The 24,721-nt window shown below is 44.6% G+C and carries 24 protein-coding genes; 15 read left to right on the top strand and 9 right to left on the bottom strand.

Going from position 1 to position 24,721, the window contains the following annotated elements; all coding sequences use genetic code 11:
- Window positions 1–30: 30 nt before the first annotated feature.
- From nrdA to yfaE, 3 genes are read left to right on the top strand one after another with little or no spacing between them, the layout of a single operon-like run.
- Entirely contained in the window at window positions 31–2,352 is a 2,322-nt protein-coding gene (gene nrdA / locus ACFO4O_RS03990) for a class 1a ribonucleoside-diphosphate reductase subunit alpha (protein WP_382406068.1), read from the top strand.
- Window positions 2,353–2,380: 28 nt separating this feature from the next.
- Window positions 2,381–3,511, top strand: coding sequence for a class Ia ribonucleoside-diphosphate reductase subunit beta (gene nrdB / locus ACFO4O_RS03985; RefSeq protein WP_382406067.1), 1,131 nt, complete (start codon window positions 2,381–2,383; stop codon window positions 3,509–3,511).
- A gap of 36 nt (window positions 3,512–3,547) precedes the next feature.
- A complete protein-coding gene (gene yfaE / locus ACFO4O_RS03980) occupies window positions 3,548–3,790 on the top strand; it encodes a class I ribonucleotide reductase maintenance protein YfaE (RefSeq protein WP_382408223.1) in 243 nt (80 codons plus the stop codon).
- Window positions 3,791–3,849: 59 nt separating this feature from the next.
- Here yfaE and purC read toward each other — a convergent pair whose 3' ends face one another.
- Genes purC through dapA form a run of 3 tightly spaced genes read right to left on the bottom strand, consistent with a single transcriptional unit; the run spans window position 3,850 to window position 6,551 of the window.
- Window positions 3,850–4,563 carry a phosphoribosylaminoimidazolesuccinocarboxamide synthase gene (purC, locus tag ACFO4O_RS03975; RefSeq protein WP_382406066.1) on the bottom strand — a complete coding sequence of 238 codons (714 nt, stop codon included), beginning with the start codon at window positions 4,561–4,563 and terminating at the stop codon, window positions 3,850–3,852.
- A gap of 12 nt (window positions 4,564–4,575) precedes the next feature.
- A complete protein-coding gene (gene bamC / locus ACFO4O_RS03970) occupies window positions 4,576–5,667 on the bottom strand; it encodes an outer membrane protein assembly factor BamC (RefSeq protein WP_382406065.1) in 1,092 nt (363 codons plus the stop codon).
- A 2-nt stretch (window positions 5,668–5,669) separates the two neighbouring features.
- A complete protein-coding gene (gene dapA / locus ACFO4O_RS03965) occupies window positions 5,670–6,551 on the bottom strand; it encodes a 4-hydroxy-tetrahydrodipicolinate synthase (protein WP_382406064.1) in 882 nt (293 codons plus the stop codon).
- 69 nt (window positions 6,552–6,620) lie between these two features.
- Here dapA and ACFO4O_RS03960 point away from each other — a divergent pair, with 69 nt between their 5' ends.
- A complete protein-coding gene (locus ACFO4O_RS03960) occupies window positions 6,621–7,220 on the top strand; it encodes a glycine cleavage system transcriptional repressor (protein ID WP_382406063.1) in 600 nt (199 codons plus the stop codon).
- Entirely contained in the window at window positions 7,198–7,665 is a 468-nt protein-coding gene (bcp, locus tag ACFO4O_RS03955; protein ID WP_382406062.1) for a thioredoxin-dependent thiol peroxidase, read from the top strand. Before ACFO4O_RS03960 ends, bcp begins: the two co-directional genes overlap by 23 nt.
- A 79-nt stretch (window positions 7,666–7,744) precedes the next feature.
- Here the strand turns inward: bcp and ACFO4O_RS03950 are convergent, their stop codons facing one another.
- The gene (locus ACFO4O_RS03950) at window positions 7,745–8,827 is read right to left on the bottom strand and encodes an AI-2E family transporter (RefSeq protein ID WP_382406061.1); all 1,083 of its coding nucleotides are present in this window, start codon (window positions 8,825–8,827) and stop codon (window positions 7,745–7,747) included.
- Between the two features lie 171 nt (window positions 8,828–8,998).
- On the opposite strand from ACFO4O_RS03950, the gene bepA reads away from it, so the two are divergent.
- The gene (bepA, locus tag ACFO4O_RS03945) at window positions 8,999–10,459 is read left to right on the top strand and encodes a beta-barrel assembly-enhancing protease (protein ID WP_382406060.1); all 1,461 of its coding nucleotides are present in this window, start codon (window positions 8,999–9,001) and stop codon (window positions 10,457–10,459) included.
- Window positions 10,460–10,585: 126 nt separating this feature from the next.
- On the opposite strand, the gene ACFO4O_RS03940 is transcribed toward bepA, so the two are convergent.
- A complete protein-coding gene (locus ACFO4O_RS03940) occupies window positions 10,586–11,059 on the bottom strand; it encodes a TlpA family protein disulfide reductase (RefSeq protein ID WP_382406059.1) in 474 nt (157 codons plus the stop codon).
- A gap of 34 nt (window positions 11,060–11,093) precedes the next feature.
- Between ACFO4O_RS03940 and arsC the strand changes: the two genes are divergently transcribed.
- From arsC to ACFO4O_RS03920, 4 genes are read left to right on the top strand one after another with little or no spacing between them, the layout of a single operon-like run.
- Window positions 11,094–11,450: an arsenate reductase (glutaredoxin) gene (gene arsC / locus ACFO4O_RS03935; protein ID WP_382406058.1), complete on the top strand. Its 357-nt coding sequence runs from the start codon at window positions 11,094–11,096 to the stop codon at window positions 11,448–11,450.
- A complete protein-coding gene (wrbA, locus tag ACFO4O_RS03930; RefSeq protein WP_382406057.1) occupies window positions 11,443–12,030 on the top strand; it encodes an NAD(P)H:quinone oxidoreductase in 588 nt (195 codons plus the stop codon). The genes arsC and wrbA overlap by 8 nt, the downstream gene beginning before the upstream one ends.
- 26 nt (window positions 12,031–12,056) lie before the next feature.
- Window positions 12,057–12,539 (top strand): DUF2069 domain-containing protein, encoded by a 483-nt coding sequence (locus tag ACFO4O_RS03925; protein ID WP_382406056.1) that lies wholly within the window; start codon window positions 12,057–12,059, stop codon window positions 12,537–12,539.
- A gap of 1 nt (window position 12,540) precedes the next feature.
- Window positions 12,541–14,514, top strand: coding sequence for a hypothetical protein (locus ACFO4O_RS03920; protein WP_382406055.1), 1,974 nt, complete (start codon window positions 12,541–12,543; stop codon window positions 14,512–14,514).
- A gap of 3 nt (window positions 14,515–14,517) precedes the next feature.
- Here ACFO4O_RS03920 and hda read toward each other — a convergent pair whose 3' ends face one another.
- Window positions 14,518–15,243, bottom strand: coding sequence for a DnaA regulatory inactivator Hda (gene hda, locus ACFO4O_RS03915; RefSeq protein WP_382406054.1), 726 nt, complete (start codon window positions 15,241–15,243; stop codon window positions 14,518–14,520).
- Window positions 15,244–15,253: 10 nt separating this feature from the next.
- On the bottom strand, window positions 15,254–16,471 hold the full coding sequence (locus ACFO4O_RS03910; RefSeq protein WP_382406053.1) for a DUF2066 domain-containing protein: 1,218 nt from the start codon (window positions 16,469–16,471) through the stop codon (window positions 15,254–15,256).
- A 144-nt stretch (window positions 16,472–16,615) separates the two neighbouring features.
- Between ACFO4O_RS03910 and purM the strand changes: the two genes are divergently transcribed.
- From purM to fadE, 4 genes are all read left to right on the top strand, one after another.
- Entirely contained in the window at window positions 16,616–17,659 is a 1,044-nt protein-coding gene (purM, locus tag ACFO4O_RS03905) for a phosphoribosylformylglycinamidine cyclo-ligase (RefSeq protein WP_382408221.1), read from the top strand.
- Window positions 17,660–17,682: 23 nt separating this feature from the next.
- Window positions 17,683–18,330, top strand: a complete 648-nt coding sequence (purN, locus tag ACFO4O_RS03900; RefSeq protein ID WP_382406052.1) for a phosphoribosylglycinamide formyltransferase — start codon at window positions 17,683–17,685, stop codon at window positions 18,328–18,330.
- Complete coding sequence (locus tag ACFO4O_RS03895; protein ID WP_382406051.1) at window positions 18,317–19,198, top strand: DUF3108 domain-containing protein; 882 nt, start codon at window positions 18,317–18,319, stop codon at window positions 19,196–19,198. Before purN ends, ACFO4O_RS03895 begins: the two co-directional genes overlap by 14 nt.
- 128 nt (window positions 19,199–19,326) lie before the next feature.
- Complete coding sequence (fadE, locus tag ACFO4O_RS03890; protein WP_382406050.1) at window positions 19,327–21,801, top strand: acyl-CoA dehydrogenase FadE; 2,475 nt, start codon at window positions 19,327–19,329, stop codon at window positions 21,799–21,801.
- Window positions 21,802–22,100: 299 nt separating this feature from the next.
- Here fadE and add read toward each other — a convergent pair whose 3' ends face one another.
- Together add and ACFO4O_RS03880 are read right to left on the bottom strand one after the other, a co-directional pair.
- A complete protein-coding gene (gene add, locus ACFO4O_RS03885; RefSeq protein ID WP_382406049.1) occupies window positions 22,101–23,099 on the bottom strand; it encodes an adenosine deaminase in 999 nt (332 codons plus the stop codon).
- Window positions 23,099–23,734, bottom strand: a complete 636-nt coding sequence (locus ACFO4O_RS03880; protein ID WP_382406048.1) for a response regulator transcription factor — start codon at window positions 23,732–23,734, stop codon at window positions 23,099–23,101. Before ACFO4O_RS03880 ends, add begins: the two co-directional genes overlap by 1 nt.
- Before the next feature lie 192 nt (window positions 23,735–23,926).
- On the opposite strand from ACFO4O_RS03880, the gene cmoA reads away from it, so the two are divergent.
- On the top strand, window positions 23,927–24,721 hold the full coding sequence (gene cmoA, locus ACFO4O_RS03875; RefSeq protein ID WP_382406047.1) for a carboxy-S-adenosyl-L-methionine synthase CmoA: 795 nt from the start codon (window positions 23,927–23,929) through the stop codon (window positions 24,719–24,721).

The raw sequence follows: 24,721 nt of genomic DNA, 5'->3' as shown, positions 1-24,721 counted from the left end.
GATTCCAGCAAAAACAAGAGTATAACTAAAATGAAAAATGATCTTTTGGTAACCAAACGTGATGGTTCTCAAGAAGCCATCGATTTAGACAAAATCCATAAAGTCGTGACATGGGCCGCTAAAGGCCTTGAAGATGTTTCCGTCTCTCAGGTCGAAATTAAAGCTCAAATCCAGTTTTACAACGGAATCAAAACCGCAGAGATACACGAAACATTAATTAAGTCAGCCGCTGACCTAATCTCTACTGACGTGCCAGACTATCAATACATGGCTGCTCGCCTTGCGATTTTTCATTTGCGTAAAAAAGCCTACGGGCAGTTTGAGCCGCCTGCCCTTTACGATCACGTTAAATCCCTCGTTGAGCAGGGCAAATACGACAAACACATAGTGGAAGACTATAGCGCTGAAGAGTTTGCACAAATGGATGCCTTCATCGACCACTCGCGAGACATGAACTTTAGTTATGCCGCTGTTAAACAGCTAGAAGGCAAGTACCTTGTGCAGAACCGAGTGAGTGGCGAGATTTACGAAAGCGCTCAGTTTCTCTATGTATTAGTTGCAGCATGTTTGTTCGCAAAGTATCCAAGTGACACTCGCATGAGCTACATCAAGCGCTTTTACGATGCCGCCTCTACCTTTAAGTTGTCTTTACCAACCCCCATTATGGCGGGAGTGCGAACCCCTACCCGTCAATTCAGCTCGTGTGTATTAATCGAAGCGGGTGACAGCCTTGACTCAATTAACGCCACCGCAAGCGCGATAGTAAAATACGTTAGTCAGCGCGCAGGCATTGGAATAAACGCGGGTCGTATAAGAGCCTTGGGCAGCCCTATCCGCGGCGGTGAGGCCTTCCATACAGGATGCGTTCCGTTTTATAAGTATTTCCAAACCGCTGTGAAAAGCTGCTCACAGGGCGGCGTGCGAGGCGGTGCAGCCACCTTGTTTTACCCAATGTGGCATCTTGAAGTAGAATCATTGTTAGTACTTAAAAACAACCGCGGCGTTGAAGAAAACCGCGTGCGTCACCTTGATTATGGTGTGCAGTGCAACAAACTGATGTACACGCGTATGATAAAAGACGATTACATTACTTTGTTTAGCCCTTCTGATGTACCGGGTCTGTACGACGCCTTTTTTGCCGACCAAGTAGAGTTTGAACGACTTTATGTGCAATATGAAAACGACGACAGCATTCGCAAAAAACGTGTGAAGGCGATCGATTTGTTTAGTCAGTTTATGCAAGAGCGAGCGAGCACCGGACGCATCTATCTGCAAAACGTAGACCACTGCAATACGCATAGTCCATTCGATCCAAAAGTTGCTCCGGTTCGTCAAAGCAATTTATGTTTAGAAATCGCCCTGCCTACTAAACCCTTACGTAATGTAGACGATGCTGAAGGCGAGATTGCCCTGTGTACACTCTCTGCATTTAATCTTGGCGCAATCAACAGTTTAGATGATTTTGAAGAGTTGGCTGATTTGTCTGTTAGGGCCCTTGATAGCCTTCTCGACTATCAAGACTACCCCGTCCCTGCTGCCCTTACCGCAACAATGGGACGCAGAACATTGGGAATAGGCGTAATCAACTTTGCTTATTATCTTGCAAAGCATGGCGTTAAATACTCAGATCATAGCGCAAACGGTTTAATTCACCGTACTTTTGAGGCAATGCAGTATTACCTTCTCAAAGCCTCTAACAACCTTGCAAAAGAAAAAGGCGCTTGCCCTAAATTCAATGAAACAACCTATGCTCAAGGGATCATGCCGATTGATTCGTACAAAAAAGATTTGGATGCGATTTGCAACGAACCTTTACACTACGATTGGGATGCTTTGAGAAAAGACGTTGTAGAGCACGGATTACGCAACTCTACGCTGTCTGCGCTAATGCCTTCTGAGACCTCCTCACAAATTTCAAACGCCACCAACGGCATTGAACCACCACGAGGTCATATAAGTATAAAAACCAGTAAGGACGGCGTTTTAAAACAAGTTGTACCTGAGTATAAGGCATTGAAAAATGCCTACGAACTACTATGGGACATTCCTTCGAATGATGGGTATTTGCAGTTAGTCGCAATCATGCAGAAATTTATTGACCAAACGATTTCTGCAAACACGAGCTATGACCCAGGCAAGTACGAAGGCAATAAAGTGCCTATGAAGCTATTACTAAAAGATTTGCTAACTACATACAAACTCGGTGTGAAGACGCTTTATTATCATAACACTCGTGATGGTGCTTCTGATAAGTCAGACACCGAGCTTGCGGGTAATGTACAAGAGCCACAAGCGCAAACAGCGATAATAGAAGATGATGACGATTGCGCCGGTGGTGCCTGTAAAATATAAGAATTATAATAGGATCAGGAAGTAATACATGAAATATACAACGTTTAATCAAGAAACTACGGACACGATGAATGAGCCGATGTTTTTCGGTGCGCCTGTTAATGTTGCTCGCTATGACCAACAAAAACATCCTATTTTTGAGAAGCTCATTGAGAAGCAGATTTCCTTCTTCTGGCGTCCTGAAGAAGTTGACGTAAGCAAAGATCGTGTTGATTTTCATAAACTGACCGATGCTGAAAAGCACATATTCACGTCTAATCTAAAGTATCAAACCCTTTTAGATTCGGTACAGGGTAGAAGCCCGAATATTGCATTTTTACCGATTATCTCATTGCCGGAACTCGAAACTTGGGTTGAGACATGGTCATTTTTTGAGACTATCCATTCACGCTCTTACACTCACATACTGCGAAACTTGTTTTCTGACCCTAGCGAAATCTTCGACGATATCGTGGTTAACGAAGAGATCAAGCGCAGAGCGACCGACATTTCAAAATATTACGACGACCTCATTTTTTACACTCAGATGTATCAAACACGCGGTCTCGGTATTTTCACGGTTGACGGTGAAACTTACGACGTCAATATGCGCTCACTTAAAAAGAAACTCTTTTTATGTATGAATTCAGTAAACGCGCTTGAAGCGATACGTTTTTATGTGTCGTTTGCGTGTACATTCGCATTTGCAGAGCGCGAGCTGATGGAAGGTAATTCCAAAATCATCCGCTTAATCGCCCGCGATGAAAATATTCACTTAACCTCTACACAGCACATTCTAAATTTGTGGATCAAAGGGAAAGACGACCCTGAAATGGCAGAAATTGCGAAAGAGTGTGAGCAAGAGGCTAAGGATATTTTCTTATTGGCTGTTGAGCAAGAAAAGGAATGGGCGCGCTATTTGTTTAAAGATGGTTCTATGCTCGGATTAAATGAAGAGATCCTTAGTCAGTATGTAGAATACATTGCTAATCAGCGCATGGCGGCAATAGGCATGGGGCAGCCCTTTAATGTCAAAGGAAACCCTCTGCCTTGGATGAACAACTACCTTACGTCAGACAACGTGCAGGTAGCGCCCCAAGAAACTGAGATCAGCTCTTACTTGGTCGGTCAAATCGATAGTGAAGTTGGGTCAAGTGAATTCGAAGCATTCGAATTATAGAACGCACTTGTGATTGTTAAAGATGGAAAGTTAAGCGTGTGTGTCAACAAGACCACACGCTTTTTGTTTGAGCAAGACGACAGTTTGTTAATTGCTATGGAAAAACAGAAAATCGACGTGCACTATCATTGTCGTGAGGGTTTTTGCGGGGCATGCAGGACCAAGTTGCTAAGCGGTGAAGTGGAGTACAAAGTCGATCCGCTTGCCTGTATTGATGATGACGAAATTCTCGCCTGTTGCTGCATACCGCTCAGTGATATTGAGATAGAAACTTACTAAATGCCCTCCTCTAGCGGCACTTAAGTCTCAATATCACCTCGCTAGCAGACTTGAATAATCTACAGCTCTAAACCGATGCGATTGGCAACTTCAATATATGACTCAACAACTGAGCCTAAACCTTGTCTAAAACGGTCTTTATCGAGCTTTTTACGCGTATTGCTATCCCATAATCGACAGCCATCGGGCGTAAATTCGTCACCTAGGATAATGTCGCCGTTTTCATCCACACCAAATTCTAGTTTAAAATCTACAAGCAACATACCGCCCGTTGCGAATAAGGGGCTCAAGATTCCGTTGACCGCATGACTTAGCGACTTCATTTTTTCAATTTGCTGCTCAGTCGCCCACTTAAAGCCTGTAATGTGCGACTCGTTGACCATCGGGTCGTGAAGTGCATCGTTCTTAAGGAAGAATTCAAATGTCGGCGGCTTGAGTTCCAGCCCCTCTTCTACGCCTAGGCGTCTGCATAAAGAACCAGCAGCAAAATTTCGAACTACACACTCAACAGGGATCATATCTAACTTTTTCACCAAGCTTTCGGTGTCGCTAAGTAACTCTTGCACTTGCGTTTTAACGCCAGCCTCTTCTAGTTTTTGCATGATGAAGTGGTTGAACTTGTTGTTAACCTCCCCTTTACGGTCGAGCTGCTCTATCTTCTCGCCGTCAAATGCAGAGGTGTCATTTCTAAACTCTAATATCAATAGGTGTTCACTGTCGGTTGTAAACACGGTTTTTGCTTTACCTCGGTAAAGTTCGGTGCCTTTTTGCATGTGCCGCCTCAATTAAATATCTAAGTTTTCTTCAGCCATGTACTCAGAAAATACGGTAAATAGGTTTGTCGCTTGTTTAACTTCAAATGCCTTATTGTCACTATCTTTAAAGGTAACAGCGGTTTTATCCCCAACTGCTTGAACCAGCAAGCGATAATTCACTTTATCTAAATCGAGTTTTTCATCGCTAAAGATACCGCTATACCATGGACGGTCCTCTCCGTTGTATTTTAAAAACATCAAACCAGACGACTGGTCAAGGTCAATGACATCAAAGCCCATTTTTCTTAACACCAACAACAAGCGCGGCCATGCGTTCTCGTATGCAGCATCTACAACAAACGCTGCGTCTCCATCTGGATTAAACCCAAGTTCCGACTGAAAGCCGTCACGAATCAACGCGATACGTTCGTTTTGGGCCAGACGTATACCAAAATCATATTCTTGAATGATGTAATTCAAAAAATTAACTTCGTTTTCTCTGAGCTCGAAGGGGCTGATATTCGCCAGTTGGCTATCGCCATTTTCATCAACAAATGCAACGTTCTCAACATTGAGTTTTGCAGTTCGACCATGGGGAGCAACATCTACGGTAAGTTTGAACTTGCGCGCTTGCTCGGTAACCTCTTCATTAAATTCATACCAACTGCTATCAATATTTTTGCGAGAAATGACCCAATCGGTAACCAGAGTATTGTTTTCTCTGTCAAATGATTCAACCGCAATATTGTTTACCTCTAAATAGCCTAACACGGTATCCCAGATGGTCGTATCCAGTGGCTTGCTGTCGTCTATCTGGTCGAACAACACAGTGGCTTTTTCCGAGCCTTCTTCAACATGCGACCCATTTACCAGCGGCAGTACTAAACGCGGAGAGTCAATTAAAACGTCGCTTCCAAGAATTTTATGAGGCGACTGCGCTTCGGGTAATTCGTAGCGATTTGACAAGGGCGGTCTTTTCAAATCATCCGGTACTTTAAGCATCTGGGCTTCAGTAACCTCTAAGTAGTCAAAATTACCCGAGGCCCGCTTGCGGGTTTCAGAACTTGTGCATCCGGCAGTGACGGCCACTGCGAGTATCGACAAAAGAATGGTTTTTTTCATTACTATCTAATTAATCCTAATTGGAACAACCTTTGTTCGATTTGTTTTTGGCTGTTAAGTTCAGGCAATACCATCGGCAATCGTAACATTGGCGAGTTTATTCGGCCCATTTTAAAAAGCGCCCACTTGGGTATAACCGGATTGGGTTCAATAAATAAATCGTGATGGAGTTCTGTCAACACAGCATCAAACTCTCTTGCTTGAGATAAATCCCCCGCGAGTGCGTGCTTGCACATCTGTGCCATAGAATGGGGTGCAATATTAGCCGATACCGATATGACTCCGTCCCCACCATTACACATAAACTCACAACCGCTGGCGTCGTCTCCGCTAAAGTTGACAAACTCACCGTGGACCGCCTGTTTAGTTTCAGCCAAGCGAGATAAATCACCCGTTGCGTCTTTTAAGCCGACAATGTTTGGATGTTTTGCAAGTGCCGCCACTGTGTCGGTAGACATATCGGTAACGGTACGCGACGGTACGTTGTATAAAATCGTGGGTAAATCACTGGCCTCGGCGATTGCTTCAAAATGAGCAATGATGCCGCGCTGCTGAGGTTTGTTATAATAAGGTACAACACTTAAAAAACCATCCACCGACAACTTCGCCATTTCTTTGGTTAAGAAAATAGCCTCTTCAGTTGAATTAGCACCGCTACCGGCAATTATAGGAACTTGACCATCTGCATAATGAACAATTTGTCTCACTACATCGATATGCTCGTCCATAGGCAAAGTGGCAGACTCGCCTGTAGTGCCAACAGCGACTATACCGTGCGTTCCAGACTCAATGTGCCATTGTACCAGCGCCTCTAAACTTGCGTTATCGATGTCGCCGTTTGCCAATAATGGCGTGACTAATGCTACGTAGCTTCCCTTAAACATTTACCCCCCTTTTTAGCGATTGGCAATAGTAGTGTTCCGCGCTAGTAAAAACAAGTAGAAAACCTTATATTGAGCGTATTAATCAGCCTTGGACTGTGCAGGAAACACCAAAGAATGAAAACCCAACTGATCGTCAATATTTTAGGCGCCGATAAACTTGGAATTTTAAGCACTATATCGGGCTGCATCAGCGACCATAGCTGCAATATTCTCGACTCAAGACATGCCATTTATGGTCAAGATTTTTCAGTAACGATGATTGCTAGCGGCAGTGAACACGATATTACACGCTTAGAAATTGGCTTATCAAGCTTATGTGTGGAGCATGAACTGCTTTGTATGATGAAGCGAACAAGTGGACATATAAAACAAAATATCGAGCAACTAATAAGCTTAAAGTTTGCTGGTCAGGACTCTGCTGGTTTAATGCAAAGAGTTACCAAACTTTTGGCTGGCGAACACGTCAGCATCAGTGCGGTACGTCAGAAAGTAAAAACAAAAAATGATGTGTGTTTTGTTGAGTGTAAAATGATTTTATCCGCTCCCGCTGATCTAGATTTGGTCGAATTCGATAAAAAAGTAAAGGCAGCCCTAAATGGTCTGGGTTTATCAGGCCGAATTAGTCATCAACAGATAAAGGAAGATAATGAACACATTGAAAGCTGGTGATAAAGCACCGTCATTTTCATTGCAAGACCAAAACGGCAACACTGTAAATTTGGGAGACTTCAAAGGAAGTAAGGTCATTGTATATTTTTATCCAAAAGCAATGACCCCAGGATGTACGGTTCAGGCGCAAGGTCTGCGTGACCATAGTGACCAACTCCATAGCGCAGGTGCGGTTGTATTGGGTATTAGCCCCGACCCTGTTGCTAAACTTAAGAAGTTTGCCGATAAAGAATCGCTTAATTTCACCTTACTCAGTGATGAAGACCACGCCGTGGCCGACGCCTTTGGCGTATGGGGATTAAAGAAATTTATGGGCAAAGAGTACGATGGTATTCACCGCATTACATTCGTCATTGATGAGCTAGGTAACGTCAGTGATGTCTTAGATAAGTTTAAAACAAAAGAGCATCATCAAGCGGTACTTGAGGCTATAGCTAAAGGCTAAGGTTTGCATGCTAAGCTTTGCAAAAAAATGCCTCATACTTTTAGTATGGGGCATTTTTTGTTAAGCGTTTTTATTTCATTTATGCAATCTGAGCGTCATTCGTATCGTTGGCAAGCTTAGGCGTTGACCATGCCGTAATGAGCGCTTTTACCAAGGTTGCAAGCGGGATAGCAAAAAACACGCCCCAAAACCCCCATAATCCACCAAACAACAGCACAGCAATAATAATGTAGAGCGGATGCAAACTCACCGCCTCTGAGAACAAAATCGGCACCAGCAGGTTTCCGTCAAGCGCTTGGATAATAAAATACACCAGCATGATATAGCCAAACTCTGCCGTAAAACCAAACTGAAAAAGCGCCACAATAGCAACCGGAATGGTAACAACCGCAGCGCCTATGTAGGGTATCAGCACTGAAAACCCGACCAACACACCTAACAATAGCGCGAACCGCAAGTCTAAAATGCTGAACGCGATACTGGTCACTGCCCCCACAATCACGATTTCAATGACTTTCCCGCGGATATAATTTGCAATTTGGGTGTTCATTTCTTCACCGACTTGCGTGATGAGAACCCGCTCTTTGGGCAGTATTTTGGAAATGCTCGCAACAAAAAAGCCTTTGTCGTTGAGCATAAAAAACACCATTAAGGGCACTAAAATGATGTATATCAGTATGGCTGCAATATTCCCTAATGAACTAAAAGATGCCGATAGCACCTGCTCACCCACGCTTACAACCCGCTCGTTCACTCCCTCCATCATTGACTTTATATAGCCAACTTCGATGACGCTTGGATATTTTTGAGGCAGCGTAGCGAGCCATGCCTGTGCCGACTCCCAAATTAAGGGCACTTCTTTTATTAAATTCACGCTTTGCTTAGAAATGATGGGTATCAGTGCGATGGCGGTAACAAAACACACGCATAAAAATACAATTAGCGTAAAGGTAGTGGCTAGCGAGCGCCTGATACCGGCGTTTTCGAGTTTTGTCACAGGCACGTCAAGTAAATATGCGATAACAAGCGCAACTAAAACCGGCATAAGAATGCCGCCAAATAAGTACAAAATGGCGCAAGAAAATAGGATTAACAGCAGAAGCATCAACGCATTCGGATCTGAAAATTTGCGTTTATACCAGTTACCTAAAACTCCAAGCATTGCATAACCCTTTTAATATTTTAAAAATGCGTTATCTTAACGCTAATGCACAAACGAAGCGCAAACTAGCATATTAAGGCTTAGCTGAGAATCGCTTGCGTGAAACTATCGTGACCTAAGACGGTCTATCCACAGTATATTATATTTTGTTGGGGTACATATAAGCTTCTCATGCAGTTTTTAATTATTCGACTATTTATTGTGATGAGCGCACTAGCAAGTGCTTTAACCGCAAATGCACAAACAAATGGCAATCGTAACCAACTTCCCGAAATTGGCGTGGTCGCTTCTTCTGCTATTACCATCGATAAAGAAAAAATCGTGGGTGACACCATTATGCGTCAACTGCGTGGTCAAGCACCATTGGTACAAGACCCCGTTTTACAAGAATACATTCAAGACCTCGGTAATCGCCTAGTAGTGCATGCCGACAACACAAAATTTCCGTTTACATTTTTTATGATCAACAACCCGGTATTAAACGCCTTTGCCTTTTATGGCGGCCATATCGGCGTGCACACCGGTCTTATTGCCGAGTCTGAAAGTGAAAGCGAGTTAGCATCGGTGCTTGCTCACGAAATCGCGCACGTAACGCAGCGACATTTGGCCCGGCGATTGGAATCTCAACAGCGTTCTTCCCCTCTGCAAATTGCCAGCATGATTGGTAGTTTATTGGTTGCGATGGCTGACCCTAGGGCCGGCATGGCCGCCGTATCTGCCACAATGGCAGGCGGTCAACAAGCCAATATCAACTTTACCCGTAATAATGAGCAAGAGGCCGATAATATAGGGATAAATATATTGTACAGAGCGGGGTTTGACCCTAAAGGCGCGCCGAGCTTCTTCGGACGTTTAGCGGCGCAGTCAGGTTCTCGCTCAAGCCAACTTGCATTTTTACAAACTCACCCCCTGCCCCAAGACCGCGTAGCCGAAACCATTACCCGAGCGCGCGCATACGGTGAAGTTAACCTGCCTGATAGCCTACCGTTTCATCTTGCGAGAGCCCGTATTCAAGCGCGATATATGAGTAACCCTGAGCGAAACTTGAGCTTTTATGAGTCGCAAGTTCGTCAGCTACAGGGCGTAAAACTCAGTGCTGCTAAATACGGCTTGGCAATAAGTCTATTTGAATTAGAGCAGTACTCATCTGCCGAAGAGGTCATTAACGCCCTACTCAAAGACGACCCTGAAAATTTGTTTTATCTCGACGTTAAAACCGACGTATTGCTTGAACAGCAGCGCTTTGACGAGGCAATTAACCTATTAAAACCCTTGCGTCGACACAAGCCACATAATCAAGTGCTAGCTTTGAATTTAGCGAACAGTTATTTAAAGGCCGCAGACTATGACTCAGCTATAGAAATATTGCGCGACTTATTGCTTGTAGACAGCAACAATATTCTATCGTATCAACTGCTGAACGATGCCTATGAGCGCACTCAGCAGAAAAAAGAGGCGCACAAAACTCAGGCGGAAATTTATGCTCTGATATTGGCTTATCCTCTTGCAATCGATGAACTGCAGTTTGCCTATAATTATGCGAAGGAAGACAATATAGAAAAACAGCGTATTTTAGGGCGAATAGACCAATTACGCTCAGCTCAGGCTAACGCCCAGCGCCTAAGCTTATAAATGGCAATGAGTGTGCAATTGCCTTGTTTTGTGAGCTTTGGCGCTTTGTTTGATTTCGATAGCTTTTTGATGAGTAACTAGAATTTAATAACTAGTCATTTAGTAACTTGGTCATTCAGTAAACCGTCATTCGGTAAGCACTGGCCCAGACACGATGCTTAGCAGATTCTCCGCGGTTTGTTCGCCGAATAACTGCCCTTTTAAACTTCCGTCAGGATTAATAATATAAGTCGCGGGCAAATATTGCGGGCGCTCAAAGGGAAATGGATTTTCGATATGATTGATAAGCGAAAAGCGCATGTCGTACTTCTCTTTGATCTCCACAAGCTTCTCGTCCGTTAGATTGTCGTAACTGACTGCGAATAAAGCAACGTTCTCAGGTTTAATGTGGTTAAGTTTACTCAGCTCAGGTACTTCTTTTAAACAAGGGGCGCACCACTCGGCAAAGTAATTAACAATTACGTAGCGACCGTGAAAGTCAGAATGCTTGTGTTTTGCCCCATCAAGCGTGGTAAAATCGTACTGCTGAACCATATAAAGTGCGAGGCCTGCGGCAATCGCACACACCGCAATGAGAAAGTACAAAGCTTTTTGTTGCACACATAAATCCTTCAAACAACACAGGGGGCAAATAATGCCTAAAGCCATTCTTTATCACAACCCTCGATGCTCAAAAAGTCGTGAAGCGCTGGCCTATGTTCAGCAGCAAATCGATGATCTAGTCGTGATTGAATATTTAAAACAGCCGCCTACGCGCCAAGACCTAGATGCAATTTTCAAAGCCTTAGATGTGCAAAACGCCCATCAAATGATTCGTTCTAAAGAAGCGGAATATCAATTGGCCGGACTCAATCAAGATGCCAGCAACGACGAAGTATTAGATGCTGTTGCAAAATACCCCAAGCTTTTGGAGCGCCCCATTATGATGTATGGTTCGCGAGCGGCAATTGGCCGTCCCTTAGATCACATTGTGGCGCTTTTACATGCCTAAAATTCTCGTTCTATTTTATTCAAAGCATGGTGCAACCGAAGCGCTAGCTCAACATATTGCTTTAGGCGGCCAGAGCGCTGGCTGCGAGGTGTTGCTGCGCTGTGTGGCTCCTGTTAGTAATAACCTTGAGGCGCTTGAATCGCCCATTCCAAAGACGGGTCACTTGTATGTCAGTAAACAAGATTTAATGGATTGTGATGCCCTTGCGATGGGAAGCCCTACTCATTTCGGGAATATGGCCGCTCCCCTCAAATATTTTATTGATAGCTTAAGCGACCTGTGGCTAAAAGGCGCATTGGTCGACAAGCCAGCCTGTGTATTTACCTCGACGTCGAGCATGCACGGCGGTCAGGAAAGTACTTTGTTATCAATGATGCTCCCTCTTATGCATCACGGAATGTGTATTGTTGGCTTGCCATATAGTGAAGACAAACTACATACAACAATGACCGGCGGCACTCCTTATGGCGTAACATGTGTATCCGGAGAGCGGTTTTCCGGTTTATCGTCAGACGAGCAAGCCTTAGCAAAAGCAATGGGAAAACGCCTCGGCCAGTTCGCCCACTTGCAGGCTAAATAAACAGTGAATCAGAAAGGAATTATGTAATGAGCATCGAGTCATCCGTAGCAGCATCTGGCAAGCCTGAAGAGCCGGCAAACGTTATGATGTCAAAAACAGTGGTGCGCTATCGCTATTTGGCCTTAGTTTCCCATGTCTTGCTCCTGGCGTGGATGAGCATATGGTATTTGGCGCTAGATACGAAAGCTGACTATTCTATTACCTTTATTTTGCTGTTTTATATTTTGCCACTTCTGCTCCCGCTCAAAGGCATTATACAGGCAAAGCCTTACACCCATGCATGGGCGTGTTTTATCGTTTTACTCTATTTTTTACATGCGATAACGGTCATCTATGCTGAGCCCGTCTATCTATTTCATGCTGGTGCTGAACTTGTATTAGCAAGTGCAATGTTTGTTGGATGCATGATGTTTGCAAGGCTAAGAGGCCAAGAACTGGGAACCAACCTTGAGAAGCTCAGCAAAGTAATGGAAGATGAAAAAAACAGGTTTGAAGGCCGAGGTCAGTAAAATGAAACATGCGTTGTTGCTGTTGTTAACATTGCTGCTGTGTGCTTGTGGCGGCTCAGATGGTAATAGTGCTAATAATGCAGGCAATAACAACGCGCCTCCCCCTTCTCCTAACCCAAGCACCCCGGGTAGTTCAGCGGGACAAGCCACTCCCATCATCGAAAACGCCGATATTGCCATTTACGGAACGAGTTCTGCTTTGGTGGGTGAGTCGATTGGTTTTGCTGTGCTCTCAAAAGCGCAGGCATTTGAAATAAGCTGGGAACAGACGAGCGGTCCTGCATTAAGCTTTTTGGCTAATACCTCAAAGGCTATCGGTTTTGACGTTCCTGCCCCCGGCGATTACTCGCTCGAATTAGTCCTTCGCTTTGATAATGGTGGGCAGCAACGGCATACACTTGATTTTTCTGCCAGTTCTGCGGCAGACGTTTCTGCCAATATTCGGCTAGACCATGCGGTAACCGAGCTTGGCAAAGCCTCATTCCATATTCAGCTTCCCCAAGATAAAACGCCCACTGCCATTCGATGGACTCAGCTGTCTGGTCCTCAGATTCTCAGTCCATCACAGCAAGATGCTTTTTTATTTATTGATATACCTGCCGTGTCGCAAGACACCCTGATTGAATATCGAGCAGATATTGATTTTGACGATGGAACGACGGCGAGCGATAGGGTCTTATTGGCCGTAAGCAACACCGAATTTGATACCTCGGGTTTGTTTTATGCAAATAACTTCATTATTAGCCAAGATATGCATGCATATCGCGCTAGCAGTCCATTTAAAGACGCGATAGAGTCATGCGTTTACAACAACCTTATTCCAAGCCGTCCAACTTGCAATTTTGAACGTCTCCCATTGATTGGAATGATGACAGACACGCCAAGCGTAGAGGATGTGCTGAACCGCACCTTGATCTCTCATCAATGGATGGGCGATAGCTTTAAAGAATATCTAGAGCGTTCCGAGGCTGGGCTCGACATGCTTAGCTTGTTAAGAGGCGTGACAGCCATCGTTATTTCTTATGACGTTCGCCCTTCCTTTTATTGGTCTGCCACCGGCGCTATTTACCTAGACGCGAATAATTTCTGGCAGACTCCTGCACAGCGAGATACTTTAAACGATCAAGCGGACTTTAGGCGCGACTTCGGTAACGATTTAAATTTTTCTGTGTTTTGGCGCTACACAAAAAATAACGAATATTATCCGCAGGGCAACTACCCTAAAAATGAGCGTATCCAAAGACGCTTTGAAGATGTTGAGGCCAGTATTTCGTGGCTGATGTACCATGAACTAGCGCATGCCAATGACTTTTTCCCGCCTAGTAGATGGCAACAAATATCAAGAACGACCACCCCGCTCGCATATTTTCAAGCCAACGGCGCAAACTCTGACGTATTACAACGCCAGTATCCCCTGCGCTCGTCTGAACTTCATGCATTAGCGCAGGTCAGTTTTGCCGGGCAAACGCCCACTGCAAGTCAGCGAAATTACACGGGGACAGACATTGAAGGTTTTTTCAGTCCTGACCGTGCATCTTCTTATTACTCGTATCTCACCGAACGAGAAGATTTTGCCACATTGGCCGAACGATTTTTGATGCTATACCGCCTTGGTGCCGAAGCAGACCTTGCGATTATTGAGGGAGAGCAAGGCAATGACTTTAACGTTGTGTGGGGGCAGCGCAACAGAATAAGCGACCCGGACTTAGCAGACCGAGCGGCGTTTGCCGTTGCTCGCGTTTATCCGGAATTAGGCAATATCCCTGCATTAATCGATGCGCTGCCCTCGCCGATATTAATGGACCCAAACAAAGGCTGGTTTGAAAATTTAACGCTATCGGCAGCACAAGAGACACAAGATGCGATTAATGAAGGTCAAAAAAGGCGAGCAATGGATGCAGCGCAAATGCAGGCACAGGCCCTTAAAGACCAGCAGCAGGCGCATACTATTAAGCTTCGTGTTCCAGAGCCTTGATACTTAAAGACCGAGTGCCTCTTTCACAAACGGGATGGTAAGCTTTCTGTGCTGTTGTAAAGACATTGAATCAAGCGTGCTGACTAATTCGACCAGTTTATGCATGTCCCGCTCACAGCGTCTCAATAAAAACACAAGAAGTTCGTTTTGGACGCTCACGCCCCGCTCACTAAAGTGCAGTCTCAAGGCTTCTATTTTGTCACCTTCTTCCATGTCGCGCAGTTGAAAACTTGTTCCCCACTGAAGTCGCGACGCCAAGTCAGCCAAACTAAATTCGATATACTTTACCGCTGACTTCGCACTGACGATGCAATGACAAGGGTTTTGTTCCAAAAATTGATTGAGCGTATCAAATAACGCAATCTGCCATTCCCTGTCCTCAGCAATAAGATGAATATTATCGATACAAATCACATCATGTTGCCCAAGCCCTTGAATAAGCTGAGCGGGAAGCTTACGCACCTGTTCGATATCCACATATCGTGCCGAAAAGCCCTGTGCTTCAGCATGTTGATGCATGGCGAGCAAAAGGTGTGTTTTGCCAACGCCTGAACAACCGTAAAGATAGGTAATAGGGGCAGCACCTGCAGAGGTATTTACACCAGAGGCCTTATCGGCGCTGTGGCAGACACTGTTTTGTAAATGCTGAACAACGCCCTGATTGCTGCCTGCTACAAAATTATCAAGGCTGAAGTCGTGGGTTTGAAGAACGGGTAAAACTAACTGCATGGTTTAGGCACTATTGACCCCAAGTCAGGCTAATAAATTCGCTGTTAGCGCGACTGATGTCTTGATTATTTACTTTCACCCGTTTGTCTAATGTAAGTAAATTAACAAGGTCGTTGGCCGAGCCTAATAATGAAACACTGAAACTGGCGGTATTACCTTCAATACTGTTGAGACTCACATTATCGATTTGCGGCATGCTATTAATTAATGCAAGAGCTTGATTGTAATCGATTAGCGATAAAATGTTTGCCATGACCAATGTGCCACTGGCTTTTTCGCCTTTCATACTGGCATCGCTCGCATATTGAGACGCCAGTAAATCAGCATATAGCCTCACTAAAGTCTGCGCCACCGTGTTATTGTCGCTCAAAAAGGTCTTACCAATATGCAACTGCTCAGGACCGCTAATAATCCAGTCTAATTGATATTGGTCTTGTGGTGAGGGCAATACAGGTGCGTCGTTGACGTTCTGGCCGCTATTTGACACTTGTGAACCCGAGGACGATTCTGACTCAAGCTCCGTTGGCGAGTTCAACAATGCCTCTAAGGCCGCTTGCTGCGCCATAAACTGCGCTTCTTCTTGGTATTGCTCGCGAGCCGCATCGCTCAATGGCTGGAGTGATGCGCTTATGGTAAACGGCGTGTTGTAACGCGTCGTTTGTAGCTTTAACTTATTTGTATTTTGCGTCCACACATCAAACGCCGACACCGACATAGAATCAGTTAAATCACCTAAGGGCAGAACGATATTGACACCTCTTTCGAAGGCCTGCTGTTGCAAATTATTATTAAAGGCAAACGCGGTATTCTGATTTAACCACAGCAAGTCGCGCGATGGCGTTTGGGATGCCAACCACAATGTTGCGCTCGGGCGCAAATTCGCCCATACAGGTAAACCGCTTGTTTTCAGTAAGTTGGTGAGTTTTTCTTGATTAAAGCGCGCTTCAAACAAAAGCGCTTCGTCGCGCTGAATATACGAACTGGCAATCAAATATTGCTCGTAGTTATTTAATGCGCGCCGGATTATTTGATTATTTAAGGTTTCTTCTGAGCCACTTAATTTCACAAAAACCTGGCGCAGCGCCGCTTGTCCTGCGCGCTTTTGCGTTTCGCTAGATTGGTTTTCAATTATCACTCGCCCCACCGCAATATCCGAAACCGATGAAGCATCGGCGGTGGTGCAGCAAACAAGTGCTAAAAAAACAATCAAATATTTGAAATGCGGCAAAAGCAAAGTCCTCATCAAGCCATGACTGTATTGTCTGATATTTATCAGCGTTTTGCATCACTAATTTCGCATAAGTTTTTGATACAAAAGCAAGTTGGTTACTGGTAACATTTACACTTTGTGGTGGTCGTTAAGTGTAGGAATATCGTGGAAAACAAGAATTCGCCTTTAAGTTACAAAGATGCCGGTGTTGATATCGATGCAGGTAATCGCTTGGTTGAGCGTATAAAGTCAGTCAGTAAAGCAACTGCGCGCCCAGAAGTTAAAGGTGGTCTAGGTGGTTTCGGGGCCCTATGTTCGCTCCCAACAAAATATAAAGAACCGCTTTTGGTATCAGGAACTGACGGCGTTGGCACTAAGCTGCGCCTCGCCATGGACTTAAAAAAGCACGATGGCATTGGGATAGATTTAGTCGCTATGTGCGTAAACGACCTTATTGTACAAGGCGCAGAACCTCTATTTTTCCTTGATTATTATGCAACGGGTAAATTAGACGTAGATACCGCAGCGAGCGTTATTACATCGATAGGAGCCGGCTGTGAATTGGCAGGATGCGCATTAATTGGTGGTGAAACAGCTGAAATGCCTGGCATGTATCATGGCGAAGACTATGATGTCGCCGGATTTTGTGTTGGCGTAGTCGAGGCCGCTGATGTAATCGATGGTAGCAAAGTTAAAGCCACAGATAAAATTATTGCACTGGCCTCTTCTGGTCCCCACTCTAACGGCTATTCATTGATTAGAAAAATTATTGAAGTTGCCGAGCTCGACCTTAATGAAACCCTTGACGCTAAACCGCTACACAAGCACCTACTTGAGCCAACACGCATCTATGTTAAGTCGATTCTTAAATTACTTGAAACTCAACGCGTAAATGCAATATCGCACATCACCGGTGGTGGTTTTTGGGAAAATATTCCTCGCGTTTTGCCAGACACGCTGTGCGCACATATTCAAGAAAATACATGGCAGTGGCCCTCTATCTTTAACTATTTGCAAGAGCACGGCAATGTCGAAACCGACGAAATGTACCGTACCTTTAATTGCGGTGTTGGCTTGATGCTAGTGGTTGACAGCGAAACCGCAGACGCCTGCGTGGAGTGTTTAAACGCACTCGGCGAAACAGCTTGGATAATAGGCGAAGTACAAGACAAAACTGACGAGCGCAACGTCATTATTCACCGATAATAGCCACAAATTTGGCTTTTGGCATGACAAAACGAATTGTTATTTTAGTGTCTGGCAATGGCAGTAACGCGCAAGCAATTATTGACCAGTGTGAGCAGGGGAAGATTAACGGCGAAGTGGTCGCTGTGGTGTCGAATAAGGCATCGGCCTTTGCCCTTAAGCGCGCGCAGGCGCACCATATTGAAGCGGTTTGCATTCCTCACCAAGACTTTGTATCAAGAGAAGCATTCGACGCCTTTTTACTGCATAAAGTACAAGAATTCCGTCCAGACTTAGTGGTGCTGGCAGGTTTTATGCGCATCTTAAGCCCCGCCTTTGTTGACGCGTTAAGCACTAAACTATTAAACATACACCCTTCTCTACTGCCTAAATATCCGGGACTAAATACGCATCAACGAGCTATTGAAAACGGCGATACCGAGCATGGCAGCAGCGTCCACTTTGTCACCGCTGAACTAGACGGTGGTCCAGTGGTCTTACAATCCAAAGTTGCGATACATCCACATGATACCGCTCAGACACTGGCTCAGCGCCTTGCGCAAACAGAGTGGCAAATTTATCCTAGGGTTGTAGAATGGTTCTGCGATGGGCGTTTGGTATTTGATGGCAAGCACCTAAGCTTTGATGGTAGTGAAGTGCCTATAGGCGGAGTGAATTATGGACATCAGTAAGATTACAAGGTTACACAATCGCTCATCTAGCATCTGTGATTCGCTTTTTCTGAGCAAGGTAATGCTATGTATTGTTTTTGCGCTTTGTTCAAGCCTAACTCATGCTGCATCCGCGCAAGCACAAGCCACTTCACAATCTAGTGAGCAATCTAGTGCGCAATCTAATGCAATAGCACCCGAAGCAGAAACTCAACCAAAAGCTCAGTCAGCAGCTGAAATAATATCCCCTTTTACGTCGACCTTTATTGCTTATTATGATGGAGATGACGTTGGTGAAGCGAAACTTAGTCTCAAAACACTAGAGGCAATCAGCGAGAACACCTCGCACTCGTCAAAGTACGAATTAAATTACGCATCAACCGTATCAAAGTTTTTTCTCTCTGATCGGCGTTACGAAACCAGCGTTTTTGAATTACAAGATAATCAACTCATACCCATTACATATCAATATAAACGCGAAGGAACCGGCTCAAATAAGTCATTGCGCGTTAGCTTCGATAAAGATTCGGATAAAATATGGGTGAATGACGAAGCGCAGTATGATTGGAATGATGAAATGGATAATCAGTTATTCCGAGTTGATTTATCAAGAAAATTACAAGCGGGTGAAACCGACGTTAGCTATGACTTTATTAATTATCGTGGTGAGCGTCGTAACTATCAGTTACAGGTAATCGGTGCAGATTCTTTAACACTGCCTTATGGCAAAATAAATGCACTCAAAGTAAAAATAAATCGCGATTCAAAAAAGCGAGTGACCTTTGCATGGTTTGCCCCCGATCTTGACTACACGCTCGTTAGACTCCAGCAATTTAAAAATGGCAAAGAACAAGGCGATATAAAGTTACAGAGCTTTTCTCGCGAATAGTTGGTCATTTTTTAAGACTCATCCGTAAATATTTATAAGAGGACGTATGTCCTCTTTTTCGTTCAAAACTTGATATTTGACGTCATTGATCATAACGTAACACATCTGGTCAGACCTTTGGAGATATTATGTCCGATTTAGTTTGGGTGCTTATTGTTTTAGCTACCGTTTGCGTAGTTGCGTATAAGCGTTATAGTTTACAAAATAGTTTAGCCATTGTGGCTGCATCCCTCGTGATTGCTACCATTTTTGGCTCCCTTGGCATTATTAGCTGGTTAGTGTTCGCCATTATTGCGGTGCCGCTGGCATACGAGCCCATCCGCAAAGATATCATCACCAAAAAGCTCTTAGCTTTTTACAAAAAGGTATCTCCAGAAATGTCTCAAACCGAACAAGAGGCAATTGATGCAGGTACGGTTTGGTGGGATGGAGAGCTGTTTAGTGGTAAACCCGACTGGCAGAAACTTCATGCCATAGCGCAACCAAAATTAAGCGCTGAGGAACAAGCCTTTCTTGACGGCCCTTGTGAAACGGTTTGTGCCATGGTTGACGAATGGCAAATCAATCACGTAGACGCTGATTTACCTGATGAAATATGGAACTATCTAAAAGAGCACAAGTTCTTTGCGATGATAATAGAAAAAAAATACGGTGGTCTTGAGTATTCTGCTTATGCTCAGTCTCGCGTGTTGCAAAAACTCGCAGGCGTGAGCGCCGTGTTGTCAAGCACCGTTGGCGTGCCCAATTCCCTAGGCCCAGGTGAGCTTCTGCAGCACTATGGTACACCTGAACAACGCGATTATTACTTACCTCGTCTTGCCGCAGGTGATGAAATTCCCTGTTTTGCACTCACCAGTCCTGAAGCTGGGTCTGATGCAGGCGCTATCCCCGACCAAGGGATTATCAAAAAGGGAATGTTTGAAGGTAAAGAAGTGCTAGGTATGTCGCTTACCTTCAACAAGCGCTACATCACGCTTGCACCGGTTGCCACAGTTGTAGGTCTTGCGTTTAAACTGTATGACCCAGATGGCTTGCTGTCTGACAAAAAAGATTTAGGCATTACTTGCGCACTTATTCCGCGTGACACGAAAGGCTTGCAAATAGGACGCCGACACTTCCCTCTGAATGTGCCCTTCCACAATGGACCGGTAAAAGGTGAAGATGTTTTTGTACCGCTAAGTTATATCATAGGTGGTGAAGAAATGGCGGGTAAAGGCTGGCGTATGCTGATGGAGTGTTTATCAGTTGGTCGCTGCATAACTCTTCCCTCGTCCGCAGCAGGTGGCGCAAAACAATTAGCGATGGCAACGGGCGCTTACGCTCGCATTCGCCGTCAATTCAGATTGCCCATTGGGCAAATGGAAGGTGTGGAAGAGATGCTAGCGCGCATCGGCGGCAACGCTTATTTAATGGACGCGGTAACTTCCTTCTCAACGGCTGGCGTGGACCTCGGTGAAAAACCTTCGGTTATATCTGCCATCTGTAAGTATCATTTAACTGAAAAAATGCGCACAGCTGTGAATGACTCAATGGATGTGCATGGCGGTAAAGGTATTTGTTTAGGCCCAAATAACTATTTGGGACGTGCTTATCAGGGCACGCCTATTTCGATTACCGTAGAAGGTGCAAATATTCTCACCCGCAACATGATGATTTTTGGGCAAGGCGCAATGCGCTGTCACCCGTACGTGTTAGATGAAATATACGCAGCTCAGAAAGAAGACAAAAACGAACAACTAGACGCGTTTGACAAGGCAGTATGGGGTCATATTGGCTTCGCGTTCGGTAATACGCTGCGTTCATTATGGTTCGGACTAAGCAAAAACCGCTTGAGTGCGACACCGTTTAAAGACGAGACCTCAAAATATTATCGCGCACTGCAAGGCTACTCAGCGAACCTTGCACTGCTAACTGATATTAGCATGGGTGTATTAGGTGGTTCTCTAAAACGCCGCGAACGACTGTCTGCTCGCTTAGGCGATATCTTAAGCCATTTGTATCTGTGTAGTGCAGTGCTCAAACGCTATGATGAGCAGGGTCGCCTGCAAGAGGATTTACCTTTTGTTCATTGGGCCATGCAAGACAGTTTGCACCAAATCGATGTGGCGATAGACGACTTCATTCGCAACTTCCCTGTTGCCCCAGTAGCGTGGACATTGCGCGTGTTGGTTCAACCTTTCGGTAAGAGATTTGACAAGCCATCTGATGAAATTGAGCATGAGATTGCGCATATTCTGCAGAATCCATGCAGCGCTAGAAGTCGCATAGGTGACGGTCAGTATCTCACTCGTGTAGAGGGCAGTTTATTCGGAGATTTAGAGCAAACGCTTGATAACGTGATCAAGACTGAGCCAATCTTCGACCGCATTTGTAAGGCTTTGGGCGAAAAGCTTCCGATGACGCAGCTCGATAAACTGGCAGATAAAGCCTTAGCAGCTAATTTGATTAGCGATGAAGAGGCAAGCTTACTGCGCGAAACCGAAGCCGGTCGCTTGCGCACCATTAACGTGGATGACTTCAGCCCAGAAGAATTGCTGATGTCAACGAGTGAAAAGCTGAAAAAGAAAGCCAGTCCGCGTAAAAAAGCCGCTAAGGCCGCTTAGTGCGTGATTGGGCACTCCTAGTTTACTTTTAATAAAAGTAAGGTTTAGCTAGGGTTAAGCGCGTCAGAGCCCACTAGATGACACTGCAGCGCATTAGCTAAATGTAAAAAGCCGAGATGTTATTTAACACTCGGCTTTTTTGTTTTTGATTTTTGATTCTTGATTCTTGATTCTTGATTCTGGGATTTTAATTTTTGTGTGAAGTTGTTTGCGTATTAACGCTTTCTGGTGAGCTTCAAACTAAGGCTAAACAAATAGCTGCCGAAGTCCACGCAATTCGCCTGCGACTCATAATTTCATTATAAATACAGCCCGCGCAAGGTCTGCTTTTCATCATTCGAAGCAAACGAGATATCAATCGCATTGCTTTTTAGTGTATCAATTTCACTATCACTTAAGTTCAGACGTTCTCGCGCAAGTTTGAATTCATCTGCAAGCTTAATATTTGATACGCCGGGATCATCAGTGTTGAGACATACGGGAATACCGTGCGCTAAAAACTGTTTCACTGGATGATTATCAATGTCGAGCCATGTACCGGTTTGATAATTTGAGGTAACACAGCTTTCTATGCCGATACGATGTTCGGTCATATACTGCATTAGCGACTCATCAAAAATAGCGCGCACGCCATGACCGATGCGGGTTGCCTTCAACAGATTAATGGCATCCCATACACTTTGAGCATCAGACGCCTCCCCCGCATGGATTGTGAATTGCCAGTCGGTATTCGCTTTTGCCTTATTAAAATGTTCAACAAACATGGCAGCAGGAAAATTTGCTTCATCACCGGCTAAATCGAGCCCTGCTATCGCGTCTTTGTGAGCGAGTAGCGCTTTAAGTTCCTCCATACAGGCATCTTGCCCATAAGTTCGGCTCAATATACCAATCAACTTGGCCTTCACCTTATACGCTCTCATCCCTCTGGCCGTGCCCTGCACTACCGCAGCCACCACCTCAGATAGAGGCAGTTTGTGTGCAAGCGACATATAGTACGGAGAAAAACGAAGCTCAACATACGCCAAACCTTCCTTAAAAGCGTCCTCAACGTTTTCAAAAGCGATGCGTTCACACGCATCTAAGCTGGCCAATACCGACACACCATAATCAAGCTTTTGCAAGAAGGCCATCAAATCGCTGGTTCGGTCTTGGATATATACTGCCTTTTCTAGTGCTTCTTGGGTATTCGCAGGTAGGGGAAGATCATATTGTTGGGCGAGGGAAAGGATGGTTGAAACACGAACATTGCCATCAAGATGTCGATGCAGGTCAATCAATGGCAATATGTTCGGCGTCATTATTCCAACTGTAGTTTTTCAATTTTCACGAGTATTTGAGTACGTGATCTTACGTTAAATTGTTTAAAGATAGAACTTATATGAGCCTTCACCGTGGCTTCAGTAACATTTAATTGAGATGCAATTTGCTTATTCATTAAACCTTTTCGCAATAAGCGTAAGACGCGAAATTGCTTTGGTGTGAGACGGCGCACTTGCTCGGCAATATCTAAAATGTCACCCTGCACTTCCGCAACTCTATCCTTTAGCTCAGCTGGCAACCACGTATCGCCTTTAATGACTGCCTTAACAGCCTCGATGATTTGAGAGGTTGGCGTTGTTTTTGGGATGTAGGCAGTCGCGCCAAATTCCATCGACTGCGAGACCACGCTTAGTGTTTCGGTCGCAGAAATGATTGCCACCGGAATATCAGGAAATCGTTGCCTTACTCTGAGCAAACCATAAAAGTTTTCGCACCCTGGCATGTTTAGGTCGAGCAGTACAAGCGACATCGCCCGGTGTTTATTTAATGTGCTTAACGTGGTGTTTAGACAATCGGATTCAAAATATTTTACTTTTTCAAAATCGGTGTTCAGAGCTGCTATTAGTGCTTCGCGATACAAAGGATGATCGTCAGCAATTAAAAACTTCAACATGTGTAAATTTAATCCCTTTTCACTATAATGGCTCACTTCCATCAACGTTAAGCTTTCAATCGTTGTTCAGTATTGACGAATTGATAAGCAGCGTCAATGTGTTCGCTTAATGGATTAAGAATAGAGCTCTGATATATTATAAAATCATACGTCAACTCACCACTGCATTACTATTAACCATAAGTATATTAAATGAGCAACAAAACAGAGAAAAACAAGGTAGACAGGCTGTTTAAAGAGAGTAAACAAGACCTTTTTCCATTTAAGTTCAATCAGTCGGTTGTTGACGTTTTCCCCGACATGATAAACCGCTCAGTCCCAGGCTACACAACGATTGTAGACGGTATTGGGCGTGTTTCGCGTCGCTTTACAGATACATCATCGAGGGTCTATGATCTTGGTTGTTCTTTAGGCAATGTCAGCCTATCGATTGCAAAATACAACGTGGGGAAGGCGTTGACGATAGAAGCGATTGACAACTCTCCTGCCATGGTAACTCGATGTAAAGAGCATGTTGGCGCCTACAATTATGATGCGTTCATTCAGGTACAGCATGCAGATATAACCGCGCTTGAGTTTCAGGCTTGCTCACTTGTGGTCATTAACTTCACACTTCAGTTTATAAATCCGAGTTTGCGCCAAGCCATTATCGATAAAATTTATGCGTCACTCGAGCCAGGAGGTGCCCTTATCTTGTCTGAGAAAATTAGCGCCTCGAGTGATTCTATGGACAGTCTGTTAATTGACCTGCACCATGAATTCAAGCGTGAAAATGGCTATTCAGACCTAGAAATAAGCCAAAAGCGCACAGCGCTCGAGAACGTCATGATATTAGATACACTCAAGCAACATAAGCAGCGACTTGAGCAGGCTGGCTTTGAGCACCCAAGCGTCTGGTTTCAGCATTTTAACTTCATGTCGCTTATCGCTATCAAACAGGATATCGCAAACGATTTGCTCAACGCCCCCCAATTAACAGAGTCATAA

This window comes from Glaciecola siphonariae (genome assembly GCF_042652645.1).
In the GTDB taxonomy this organism is placed as follows: Bacteria; Pseudomonadota; Gammaproteobacteria; order Enterobacterales; family Alteromonadaceae; genus Glaciecola; species Glaciecola siphonariae.
The sequence above is the reverse complement of the archived record's forward strand: the minus strand, read 5'-3'. Positions and strand labels throughout refer to the sequence as shown.

What these genes read in the sequence shown, in the direction of transcription:
- nrdA (WP_382406068.1), top strand. Translation starts at nt 31, where the DNA reads ATGAAAAATGATCTTTTGGTAACCAAACGTGATGGTTCTCAAGAAGCC.
- nrdB (WP_382406067.1), top strand. Translation starts at nt 2,381, where the DNA reads ATGAAATATACAACGTTTAATCAAGAAACTACGGACACGATGAATGAG.
- purC (WP_382406066.1), bottom strand. Translation starts at nt 4,563, where the DNA reads ATGCAAAAAGGCACCGAACTTTACCGAGGTAAAGCAAAAACCGTGTTT.
- bamC (WP_382406065.1), bottom strand. Translation starts at nt 5,667, where the DNA reads ATGAAAAAAACCATTCTTTTGTCGATACTCGCAGTGGCCGTCACTGCC.
- dapA (WP_382406064.1), bottom strand. Translation starts at nt 6,551, where the DNA reads ATGTTTAAGGGAAGCTACGTAGCATTAGTCACGCCATTATTGGCAAAC.
- bcp (WP_382406062.1), top strand. Translation starts at nt 7,198, where the DNA reads ATGAACACATTGAAAGCTGGTGATAAAGCACCGTCATTTTCATTGCAA.
- ACFO4O_RS03950 (WP_382406061.1), bottom strand. Translation starts at nt 8,827, where the DNA reads ATGCTTGGAGTTTTAGGTAACTGGTATAAACGCAAATTTTCAGATCCG.
- bepA (WP_382406060.1), top strand. Translation starts at nt 8,999, where the DNA reads ATGCAGTTTTTAATTATTCGACTATTTATTGTGATGAGCGCACTAGCA.
- arsC (WP_382406058.1), top strand. Translation starts at nt 11,094, where the DNA reads ATGCCTAAAGCCATTCTTTATCACAACCCTCGATGCTCAAAAAGTCGT.
- wrbA (WP_382406057.1), top strand. Translation starts at nt 11,443, where the DNA reads ATGCCTAAAATTCTCGTTCTATTTTATTCAAAGCATGGTGCAACCGAA.
- ACFO4O_RS03925 (WP_382406056.1), top strand. Translation starts at nt 12,057, where the DNA reads ATGAGCATCGAGTCATCCGTAGCAGCATCTGGCAAGCCTGAAGAGCCG.
- ACFO4O_RS03920 (WP_382406055.1), top strand. Translation starts at nt 12,541, where the DNA reads ATGAAACATGCGTTGTTGCTGTTGTTAACATTGCTGCTGTGTGCTTGT.
- hda (WP_382406054.1), bottom strand. Translation starts at nt 15,243, where the DNA reads ATGCAGTTAGTTTTACCCGTTCTTCAAACCCACGACTTCAGCCTTGAT.
- purN (WP_382406052.1), top strand. Translation starts at nt 17,683, where the DNA reads ATGACAAAACGAATTGTTATTTTAGTGTCTGGCAATGGCAGTAACGCG.
- ACFO4O_RS03895 (WP_382406051.1), top strand. Translation starts at nt 18,317, where the DNA reads ATGGACATCAGTAAGATTACAAGGTTACACAATCGCTCATCTAGCATC.
- fadE (WP_382406050.1), top strand. Translation starts at nt 19,327, where the DNA reads ATGTCCGATTTAGTTTGGGTGCTTATTGTTTTAGCTACCGTTTGCGTA.
- add (WP_382406049.1), bottom strand. Translation starts at nt 23,099, where the DNA reads ATGACGCCGAACATATTGCCATTGATTGACCTGCATCGACATCTTGAT.
- ACFO4O_RS03880 (WP_382406048.1), bottom strand. Translation starts at nt 23,734, where the DNA reads ATGTTGAAGTTTTTAATTGCTGACGATCATCCTTTGTATCGCGAAGCA.
- cmoA (WP_382406047.1), top strand. Translation starts at nt 23,927, where the DNA reads ATGAGCAACAAAACAGAGAAAAACAAGGTAGACAGGCTGTTTAAAGAG.